Raw genomic sequence first — 10,074 nt, 5'->3', positions numbered from 1 at the left:
GTGCATCGCCTGTTCGGCGACAAGGTGCCCTGCAGTTCCACCAAGCCGCTCACCGGCCATACCCTGGGCGCGGCGGGGGCCATTGAAGCCGCGCTCGCCTGCCTGCTGCTGGAGCGGGCGCTGCCGTTGCCTCCCCAGCGGGTGACGACGGTGGATCCGGCGCTGGCCTCCATCCGGCTGGTGAGTGGCGCCACTCGACTGGCGGCGCCCCGGGTCCTCTCCAACTCCTTTGCCTTCGGTGGCAACAATGTCAGCCTGCTGTTTGGACTATCACCCTCATGAATGAGCTCATACCGCTGCCCGCCATCGACACTATCTTGCCCCATCAGGCCCCTATGCTGCTGCTGGATCGGCTCTGCGCCGTGGATGCGAGCCGGGTGTGCTGCGAGACCCTGGTTGGCGCCCGGCACGCCTTGTTGCTCGATGGCGAGGGCTCGTTGCCCGCCTGGGTCGGCATAGAGCTGATGGCTCAGACCATAGCCGCCTGGGCCGGCATGCAGGGGCGATTGCGCGGCGAGCCGGTGCGCATCGGTATGTTGCTCGGCACCCGCAAGTACCGCTGCCAGCCCACCCGCTTTGCGGCGGGGGCCCTGCTCACCATAGAGGCCAGCTGTCTGTTGCAAGACGGCGGCATGGCCAGTTTCGATTGCCGGATCCTGCAAGATGGGCAGGAGTGCGCCACCGCGCGCCTCTCGACCTATCAACCCGCACCCGGCGAATTATCCGATTTGTTAGCGAAGGACGTTTCATGATCTCTACCGTATTGGTCACGGGCGCCAGCAAGGGGATAGGCCGCGCCATCGCCCTCAAGCTGGCCGCCGACGGTTTTCTCGTCGTCGTGCACTACCACGGCGACCGCGCTGGGGCCGAGGCTACCCTAGCGAACCTGCAAGCCGCAGGGGGACAGGGGCGCCTGATCCAGTTCGACATTGCCGATCGCCAGGGCTGCCGCAAGCGGCTGGAAGCCGACATGGCCGAACACGGCGCCTATTACGGTGTGGTCTGCAACGCCGGCATCATACGTGACGGCGCCTTCCCCGCCCTCACCGACGAGGATTGGGACGGGGTGCTGCACACCAATTTGGACGGCTTCTACAACCTGCTCAAGCCCTGTATCATGCCGATGATAGGTCTGCGCCGGGGCGGCCGCATCGTGACCATCTCCTCGGTCTCGGGCCTGATGGGCAACCGTGGCCAGGTCAACTACAGCGCCGCCAAAGCGGGTATCATGGGGGCCACCAAGGCGCTTGCGCTGGAGCTGGCCAAGCGCAAGATCACGGTTAACTGCGTGGCGCCCGGCCTCATCGATACCGGCATGGTGGATGCCGAGGTGCAGGAGGAGGCGATGAAGCTGATCCCGCTCAAGCGTATGGGGCAGGCGGACGAGGTGGCCGGATTGGTCTCCTACCTGATGTCGGACATCGCCGGCTATATCACGCGCCAGGTCATCTCCATCAACGGGGGCATGGTATGACACGGATGCTGGTGGTCTCTTGCCTGATGTCGGTTCAACATGGTGCTGTCTCTGTGGTAGGCCAGGTTATCTCTGTGAATGGCGGTATGGTATGAAGCGGGTAGTAGTAACCGGCATGGCCGGGGTGACAGCGTTCGGTCAGGACTGGCCGAGCGTGCGGGCAAAGTTGCAGGCAGGGCGCAATGCGGTGGTGACCATGCCACAGTGGGCTATCTACGAGGGGCTCAATACCCGGCTGGCGGCGCCCATTGCCGATTTTGTGCTGCCCGCCCGCTATCCGCGCAAGAAGACGCGGGCCATGGGGCGGGTCTCCCAGCTGGCGACCGTGGCCAGCGAGCTGGCGCTGGTGCGGGCTGGGCTTATCGACAGCCCGGTGCTGACCGACGGTCGCACCGGCATCGCCTATGGCTCCTCCACCGGCAGTACGGATCCCATCCGTGCCTTCGGGGTCATGCTCAACAACAAGAGCACCGCCAGCATCACGGCCACCACCTATGTGCAGATGATGCCGCACACGGCGGCGGTCAATACCGGCCTCTTCTTCGGCCTGCGCGGGCGGGTGATCCCCACCTCCAGCGCCTGCACCTCCGGCAGCCAGGGGATTGGCTACGCCTACGAGTCCATCAAGCACGGCTATCAGACCCTGATGGTGGCTGGCGGGGCGGAGGAGCTCTGCCCGTCTGAGGCCGTGGTGTTCGATACCTTGTTTGCCACCAGCCAGATGAACGACAACCCCGAGTTGGCGCCACGGCCGTTCGATCGGCAGCGGGACGGTCTGGTGATTGGCGAAGGGGCGGGCACTCTGGTGCTGGAGGAGCTGGAACATGCACAGGCGCGCGGGGCCACCATCATCGCCGAGCTGGTGGGCTTTGCCACCAACTGCGACGCCGCCCACGTGACCCAGCCCCAGCAGGAGACCATGCAGCTGTGCATGGAGATGGCACTGGCCCAGGCCGGGCTTAAGGCCGCCGACATTGGCTACATCAGCGCCCACGGCACGGCCACCGAGCGCGGCGACATAGCCGAGAGCCACGCCACCGCCACCATCTTTGGCAACAAGACCCCCATATCGTCGCTCAAGAGCTTCTTCGGCCATACCCTGGGCGCCTGCGGTGCCATCGAGGCCTGGCTGTCGCTGGAGATGATGCAAGAGGGCTGGTTTGCCCCCACCATCAACCTGACCGAGCCGGATCCGGCCTGTGCCCCGCTGGATCATGTGGTGGGCAATGGCCGCGCGCTGGCGGTGGACTATCTGATGTCCAACAACTTCGCCTTTGGCGGCATCAACACCTCTCTCATCTTCAAGCGCTGGTCCTGAAGCCGCGCACCTTGCCTGCTGGCAGGGCGCCGGTACAGCCTGGGTTTAGCCTTGATGAATTAATATGCCTCCCATTTTTCGGGAGGCATAATGTCTGTTCCATCTGCTGTTTTCTCTGCTCAACTCCGCCTGCGCCCCGGTTTCAATGCGCTCTTGCTGTCCACCCTTTTATTGGCGCTGCCTGCACCGGCCATGGCCGATGATGAATTTCGGCTGGGCAACACCATGCTGCTCGGTGTCGGTGACCACCCGGCCATTATTCCCATCATCGTTTGCCGACCGGCCAAGTCCATCATGGTCAAGGCAGGACGGGAATTGACTCTGGACAGGGTCAAGGTGTTTTACGGCAATGATCGCAGCAAGACCCTTAATTTCGACAAGGATCTGAAAGAGGATCAGGAATCGGGGTGGAAATCTCTCGGTAGCCGGCTCTGCATCAAGCGGATCGAGGTCTATGGCAATTCGGAGGGGAGTAAGGCCGGGGTCAAGGTATATGGTCGCAAGTAAATATGGACGGGGGTTCACATCCCCCGCCCACTCAGGGCTTATTTCTTGGGTCTAAACGGCTTGATGACGGCTTCATCGCATTCGAGATAGGGCCCCTCCATCAGATCGATACAGTAGGGGATGGCGGGGAAGACCGCATCCAGGCACTCGCGGATGGATTTGGGCTTGCCCGGCAGGTTGACGATGAGGGAGCCGCCGCGCAGGCCTGCAGTCTGGCGCGACAAAATGGCAGTCGGCACGAACTTGAGGGATTCGGCCCGCATCAGCTCGCCAAAGCCTGGCATCATGCGATCGCATACCGCTTCTGTGGCCTCAGGGGTTACATCCCGTTTGGCCGGACCTGTGCCGCCCGTGGTGACGATGAGGCAGCACTGTTCCTGGTCTGCCAGCCGGATCAGGGTCGTTTCGATCTGATCCTGTTCATCCGGGATCACCTGATAGAGGGGTTCCCACGCCGAGGTCAAATATGCGTTCAGCGTGTCTATGATGGCCTTGCCGGAGAGGTCTTCGTAGATGCCTGCACTGGCGCGATCGCTGACGGTGACGATGCCGATTCTTGCCTTGCTCATGGTCTGCCCTTGGTTGCCTAGAATAAGTAGCAAATAAAATAACATAATCAGTGAGATATGTTAAACGAGGTCAGGTGTTGGCGAGGGTGGGGCATAGCATCGAGTGCCGAATGAAAAGCTTTCTTGCCGATGCCCTTTCAATAAGACATAAGACTTGGGTATCGCCAGCCTAAAATGTATAAACGAAAAAAAACAGCCATATTGATGAATAATTTATTGATCCATAACGAATAAGAAAATAATTCCCCGATTGTTGATCCTGCTTTGGCGCAGTCAGCCTCGAAAGGTTGTGGTATGGATTGAACCAGGAGGGCAATCGTCTTATATAACTCATTATACGGTTGGTTGAATATTGTACTGATCGTTGTTGTTTGAGTATCACCATACAGCGGCTGACCGCAGGAGGGCATATGGAATTGCCTGATTTTGATACCTTGAGGAGACTGGCGGTGACGGAGCCGGAACGACTCGATGAGTTGCTGCACCAGCAAATAGAGGGGTTGATCGACCGGGTCAGTCCGGAGCAGCAGCAGCGATTGCGCGGCCTGCAGTTTCGTATCGACTGTCAGCGTCAATTGGCCAAGAACAATCTGGATAGCTGCATTCGTATTGCGAGCATGATGCACTCCTCCTTTTATTCCATGCGCAGTCAGATGATCCAGCTCAATGCCAATCTCTATGCTGACCAGCCCCCCGTCTACAGAGAAAATAATGTGGTTTCTTTCTTCGATTATTATCGCAAGAAGAAATAAACATCCCCTTGATAGCATTCTTATTATTATTCTGCGTTATATATCTGTCATCGGGTGAGGTTCGTTTACTGACGTTAATTTATCTGAGGTGATTTGTAATCTATTTGATGTGTTTTCGTGGCATTCGCTGTTTTATTAAAAATTGATTATTGCCGTGATCGGTGTGGATGTATGGCGCCGACAGTTAGGCTAATATGGCGATCTTTTAATTTTGCCACGACTCGCAGGGATTATGAGCAGTATCACTCCAAGACGGGTGCTGTCGCAGGAGCAGCAGACAGAGATCACCCGTATCATCGTCAAGGTGGGCCAGATGCTGGCCCAGTTCGGGGCCGAGAGTCGCATCATAGAGCAGACCACGGTCCGGCTTGGCATGGCGCTGGGGCTGGAGAGCGTCGAGATGGCCATCTCCTCCAGTGCCATCGTGCTCACCAGCCTCTATCAGGGCAGTTGCGTCACCACTACCCGCCGGGTACGGGAGCACGGCATCAACATGCAGGTGGTGTGCGAGATCCAGCGCATCTGCATTATGGCGGAGAAGGAGCTGATCGGTGCGCGCGAGGTGCGTCAGCGGCTCGACGGCATAGTGCCGTTTCATTACCACCCCTGGCTGGTGGTGCCCATGGTGGGGCTCTCCTGCGGCGCCTTCAGCCTGCTGTTTGGCGGCGACTGGCCCATCTTCCTGGTGACCTGCCTCTCCTCCGCCGTGGCGATGCGAGTGCGCCAGCTGATCGCCCGTCATCACCACAGCCCGCTTATCAACTTTGCCGCGACCGGCTTCATCGCCACCCTGCTCTCCTCCAGTGCCAACTTCTTCAACTGGGGGGCCCAGCCCTATCTCGCCATGGCTGCCAGCGTGCTCTTGCTAGTGCCGGGCTTCCCGCTCATCAATGCGGTTTCCGACATGGTGAAGGGTTACTTCAACATGGGGCTGGCACGCTGGGGCACGGCGACCCTGCTCACCATCAGCGCCGCCATAGGTATCATTTTGGCCATGTCGGTCACCGGGATCTGGGGGTGGAAGGTATGATGGATCTTGTCTGGTTGCTGGCCAAGGATGCCTTCTGGTCCTCCATTCCGGCGGTAGGGTTTGCCATGCTGTTCAACGTGCCGCCACGCATGTTGAAGTACTGCGCCATGGGCGGTGCCCTGGCCCACAGCCTGCGGACCCTGCTCATTCATTACGGTATGCCCATCGAGTGGGCGACACTGACGGCGGCGACCACGGTCGGTTTTGTCTGTGTCTATTGGTCCCGTCGGCTGCTGGCGCCGCGCCCCGTGTTTAGCGTTGCCTCCATCATCCCAATGATCCCGGGCAGCTATGCGTTCAAGGCGATGATCGCCGTGGTCGAGCTCAACATCTCCGGGGTGACCATGGACCTTATCCAGAGCGCGGTGGAGAACGGCCTCAAGGCGTTGTTTATCGTGGGTGCCCTCAGTTTCGGTTTGGCGATCCCCTCTCTGGTCGTGTACCGTAACCGGCCCATTATTTGACAGACGGTGTGAGAGGCTGACCCCATGAAGATTTCCATGATTGCCGCCATGGCCCACGACAGGGTGATTGGCCTGGATAACCAGATGCCCTGGCACCTGCCGGCAGATCTGGCCCACTTCAAGCGGGTGACTCTGGGCAAACCGGTGTTGATGGGGCGCAAGACCTTCGAATCCATAGGTCGGCCGCTGCCCGGACGGCGCAATCTGGTGATCAGCCGCAACCCCGATTACCAGGCCGACGGGGTCGAAGTGGTCGATTCGGTGGAGGCCGCGCTGGCGCTGCTGGCCGATGGTCAGACGGTAGACGAGCTGATGGTGATAGGTGGTGGTCATCTCTATGGTCAGCTGCTGCCACGGGCCGACAGCCTCTATCTGACCCGCATCGATCTGGCGGTGACAGGGGATACCCGTTTCCCCGCCTTCGAGGAGGACGAGTGGCATTGCGTTGAGCGAGAACCCCATGAGCCCGACGAGAAGAACCCCCATCCCTACAGTTTCGAAACCTGGCAACGGCGCTGAACCGTATTGAATAACTGTTGAAGCCGAAAAGCCCCTTGTGCTGCACTGGGGGCTTTTTTCTTGCCACAAAGGGCGGGTCCGGCAGGCAAGGCCTTCGCCATGGCTGCGCTCAACCGCTCCCCTGTATCCCCTCGTTTTTCGCCTGCATATCATTAGGGTTGTAATGATTTTTTCCAGCCCTGCTGCCTGTTCAGGATCCTGCCTGGCGGCATCCCCCTGATCTGCCTGGTTTCCTCCTCCTATTAGCCTGTCAAAACACCACGATAATTAGTTATCTAATCAAATTAACCATGCTGGCATGGCCCATGCTTGTCGATTTATGGCTTTTTATTGTCAAAAATAAACCATTAAAATCAATTGTTTATGTTTTCATTGTTTTGTGTGGACTCCTATGGTTCTTTTGTTTTTCATGTAAATTGCTTAGTGTAGAAAGTAATTGGTTCGCGTTCGGCAGGTTAATTACCAAGATGTCGACCATGAAAAAAGGACAGTATGACAGTCAAACTCGAAGTGAAATCACTCTATAAAATCTTCGGAGAACAGCCGGAAAAGGCGTTCAAATTGCTGGCGAAAGGGCACGACCGCGCCAGCATTCTGCAGAAGACCGGGCAGACACTGGGTGTGCATAGGGTCGATCTGGCCATCCACGAGGGGGAGATCTTCGTGGTGATGGGCTTGTCCGGTTCGGGAAAATCCACCCTGGTACGCCTCTTCAACCGGTTGATTGAACCGACCCGTGGTCAGGTGCTGATCGACGGTGAGGACATCGCCGCCATTTCAGATAGTGAGCTGCGCCAGGTGCGGCGCAAGAAGATCAGCATGGTGTTCCAATCCTTCGCCCTCATGCCGCATCTGACCGTGCTGGAAAATGCCGCCTTCGGTCTGGAGCTGGCTGGCGTGCCGCTTCTCGAACGCCAGGAAAGTGCCCGCCAGGCACTCAATCAGGTGGGTCTGGGTCAGTGGGTGGACGCCTTCCCCGATGCCCTCTCCGGTGGCATGAAGCAAAGGGTTGGTCTGGCCCGTGCGCTGGCCAATAACCCCGATATCCTGCTGATGGATGAGGCCTTCTCTGCGCTGGATCCGCTGATCCGCACCGAGATGCAGGATGAGCTGCTCAAGCTGCAGGCCAGCCATCAACGCACCATCGTCTTCATCTCTCACGATCTGGACGAGGCGATGCGTATCGGCGATCGCATCGCCATCATGCAGGATGGTCAGGTGATCCAGGTCGGCACCCCCGACGAGATCCTGAGTCAGCCCGCCAACGACTATGTTCGCGCCTTTTTTCGCGGTGTGGATCTGGCCAATGTGTTCAGTGCCCGCGATATCGTCAGTCGCAAGCAGATGCCGCTTATCAAGAAGCACACCACGGACGGGCCGGGCAACGCCCTGCGTCAACTCAAGGATCAGGAGCGGGAGTTCGGTTATGTGGTGGATCGCAGCCGCCGCTTCCTTGGGGTCGTCTCGGTCGAGTCGCTCGGTCAGGCGGTGAAAAACAAAGGAAGCCTGGAGCAAGCCTTGCTGGCCGATATTCAGCCCATCCAGGCCGATACCTCCCTCAATGAACTCATCAGTCAGGTGGCCGCAGCGCCCTGTCAGGTGCCTGTGGTTGAGGAAGATGGCACCTATCTGGGGCTCATCTCCAAGGCCAACTTGCTGAACACCCTGGACAGGAGTACCCCGGTATGAATATCAAACCCTTTCATCATCTGCTGACCTGCTTGCTGGCGCTGTTGTTCTTGGCAAGTGCCCCCATCCGGGCCAATGAGGCGCAGGCCGATCCCTGGGGCAATACCGAAACCCAGGCCGCCGACTGGCAGAGCCAGATTGAAGCGGCGGATACAGCCACGGCTGTCGACTGGCTTGATCCCTTCCAGCAGGCGCTGGTACCGCTGGATATTTGGGTGGAGAGCGGCATTGGTTGGCTGGTCCATAACTTGCGCCCCCTGTTCCAGCTGATCCGGGCACCGGTAGAGGTGACCCTCAACGCCATGACCCATCTGCTGCAGACGGTGCCATCCACCCTGATGATAGGGATGCTGACCCTGATCGCCTGGCAGCTGGTTAATGGCCGCATGGCGCTGGGTACCCTGCTTTCTCTCGTCGGGATCGGCCTCATCGGTGCCTGGTCCGATGCCATGGTGACCCTGTCGCTGGTGTTGACCTCGCTCTTCTTCTGCATCCTGATTGGCTTGCCGGTCGGCATTTTGCTGGCCCGTAGCGAGCGGTTGTCTGCCTGGACCCGACCGCTGCTGGATGCTATGCAGACAACTCCGGCTTTCGTCTATCTCATCCCCATCGTCATGCTGTTCGGCATCGGCAACGTACCCGGCGTCGTGGTGACCGTCATCTTCGCCCTGCCGCCGATGATCCGGCTGACCATGCTGGGGATCCGACAGGTGCCGACAGATCTGGTAGAGGCGGCCCACTCCTTTGGCGCCAGCCCCTCCCAGCTGTTGTTCAAGGTGCAGTTGCCGCTTGCCATGCCCACCATCATGGCCGGGGTCAACCAGACCCTGATGCTGGCGCTCTCCATGGTGGTGATCGCCTCCATGATCGCGGTCGGTGGTCTGGGCCAGATGGTACTGCGCGGCATAGGCCGACTCGACATGGGGCTCGCTTCCATCGGTGGCCTCGGCATAGTGCTGCTGGCCATCGTGCTCGACCGTCTGACCCAGGCAATGGGACAGCGGGATCGCAGCCACACAGGCCGCTGGTATCAACATGGCCCCGTGGCCCTGCTGATGCGCCTGCGTGGCAGCAGTAAAGTAATTGATTACAAAGGAGTAAATGCATGAGGTTCATCACGAAAACCCTGAGCACCCTGGTGCTGAACGCCCTGTTGCTGAGTTCTGTCGCCATGGCCAGCACCGAACTGCCGGGGGAGGGGATCCGCGTTCAACCCTTGCAGAGCTCCCTGCCGGAAGAGACCTTCCAGACCCTGCTGGTCAGCAAGCTGATGGGTCGCCTCGGCTATGACGTACAGACGGTGCAGGAGGTAGATTACAACGTGGCCTACGCCTCGGTGGCGCAGGGCGATGGTACCTTCCTTGCCTTTAACTGGATCCCGTTGCACAACCACAAGTACGAACAGGCTGGCGGCGACAAGGTGTTCTTCCGCCAGGGGACCTATGCATCGGGCGCCGCTCAGGGCTATCTCATCGACAAGCAGACCGCCACCCGGCATGGCATTACCAACCTGGGTCAGCTCAAGGATCCCAAGCTGGCGGCGCTGTTTGACGGCGATGGCGACGGCAAGGCCGATCTGGTGGGCTGCAACCCGGGCTGGGGTTGTGAAGAGGCCATCAACCATCATCTGGACGAGTTCGGCCTGACGCCGACCGTCACCCACAAGCAGGGCAACTACGCGGCCCTGATCGCCGATACCCGGGCCCGTTACCAGAGTGGCAAGCCGGTGATCTACTACACCTGGATCCCCTA

Annotated in this window: 12 protein-coding genes and 1 pseudogene; 12 read left to right on the top strand and 1 reads right to left on the bottom strand. The window is 59.3% G+C overall.

All coding sequences use genetic code 11. The features are described from left to right. The 5 genes and pseudogenes from AAC083_RS08155 to AAC083_RS08135 all read left to right on the top strand — a co-directional run. Positions 1-282: pseudogene (locus AAC083_RS08155) on the top strand (beta-ketoacyl-ACP synthase); the annotation flags it as partial. Then, positions 279-752, top strand: a complete 474-nt coding sequence (locus AAC083_RS08150) for an ApeP family dehydratase (protein WP_108536291.1) — start codon at positions 279-281, stop codon at positions 750-752. The pseudogene AAC083_RS08155 and the gene AAC083_RS08150, both read left to right, overlap by 4 nt. Beyond that, a complete protein-coding gene (locus AAC083_RS08145) occupies positions 749-1,474 on the top strand; it encodes a 3-ketoacyl-ACP reductase FabG2 (RefSeq protein ID WP_108536290.1) in 726 nt (241 codons plus the stop codon). The genes AAC083_RS08150 and AAC083_RS08145 overlap by 4 nt, the downstream gene beginning before the upstream one ends. A gap of 91 nt (positions 1,475-1,565) precedes the next feature. Next, positions 1,566-2,792 (top strand): beta-ketoacyl-ACP synthase, encoded by a 1,227-nt coding sequence (locus AAC083_RS08140; protein WP_042035720.1) that lies wholly within the window; start codon positions 1,566-1,568, stop codon positions 2,790-2,792. 90 nt (positions 2,793-2,882) lie between these two features. After that, positions 2,883-3,299, top strand: a complete 417-nt coding sequence (locus AAC083_RS08135; protein WP_042035719.1) for a DUF2541 family protein — start codon at positions 2,883-2,885, stop codon at positions 3,297-3,299. Between the two features lie 38 nt (positions 3,300-3,337). Here AAC083_RS08135 and mog read toward each other — a convergent pair whose 3' ends face one another. After that, positions 3,338-3,868 carry a molybdopterin adenylyltransferase gene (gene mog, locus AAC083_RS08130; protein ID WP_108536289.1) on the bottom strand — a complete coding sequence of 177 codons (531 nt, stop codon included), beginning with the start codon at positions 3,866-3,868 and terminating at the stop codon, positions 3,338-3,340. A 410-nt stretch (positions 3,869-4,278) separates the two neighbouring features. Here mog and AAC083_RS08125 point away from each other — a divergent pair, with 410 nt between their 5' ends. The 7 genes from AAC083_RS08125 to proX all read left to right on the top strand — a co-directional run. Beyond that, positions 4,279-4,620: a DUF3135 domain-containing protein gene (locus tag AAC083_RS08125; protein ID WP_108536288.1), complete on the top strand. Its 342-nt coding sequence runs from the start codon at positions 4,279-4,281 to the stop codon at positions 4,618-4,620. A gap of 232 nt (positions 4,621-4,852) precedes the next feature. Then, positions 4,853-5,650, top strand: coding sequence for a threonine/serine exporter family protein (locus AAC083_RS08120; protein ID WP_108536287.1), 798 nt, complete (start codon positions 4,853-4,855; stop codon positions 5,648-5,650). Further along, positions 5,647-6,114: a threonine/serine exporter family protein gene (locus tag AAC083_RS08115; protein WP_042035715.1), complete on the top strand. Its 468-nt coding sequence runs from the start codon at positions 5,647-5,649 to the stop codon at positions 6,112-6,114. Before AAC083_RS08120 ends, AAC083_RS08115 begins: the two co-directional genes overlap by 4 nt. A gap of 24 nt (positions 6,115-6,138) precedes the next feature. Continuing rightward, positions 6,139-6,633 carry a type 3 dihydrofolate reductase gene (gene folA, locus AAC083_RS08110; protein WP_042035714.1) on the top strand — a complete coding sequence of 165 codons (495 nt, stop codon included), beginning with the start codon at positions 6,139-6,141 and terminating at the stop codon, positions 6,631-6,633. A gap of 492 nt (positions 6,634-7,125) precedes the next feature. Further along, positions 7,126-8,322, top strand: a complete 1,197-nt coding sequence (gene proV, locus AAC083_RS08105) for a glycine betaine/L-proline ABC transporter ATP-binding protein ProV (protein ID WP_108536286.1) — start codon at positions 7,126-7,128, stop codon at positions 8,320-8,322. Next, positions 8,319-9,431: a glycine betaine/L-proline ABC transporter permease ProW gene (proW, locus tag AAC083_RS08100; protein WP_108536285.1), complete on the top strand. Its 1,113-nt coding sequence runs from the start codon at positions 8,319-8,321 to the stop codon at positions 9,429-9,431. The genes proV and proW overlap by 4 nt, the downstream gene beginning before the upstream one ends. Next, the coding region (gene proX, locus AAC083_RS08095; RefSeq protein ID WP_258224631.1) for a glycine betaine/L-proline ABC transporter substrate-binding protein ProX at positions 9,428-10,074 on the top strand (647 nt) is incomplete at its 3' end. The genes proW and proX, both read left to right, overlap by 4 nt.

This window comes from Aeromonas sp. HMWF014, from assembly GCF_963878295.1.
GTDB classification, from domain to species: domain Bacteria; phylum Pseudomonadota; class Gammaproteobacteria; order Enterobacterales; family Aeromonadaceae; genus Aeromonas; species Aeromonas popoffii.
This window is presented reverse-complemented; position numbering and strand designations above follow the sequence as displayed.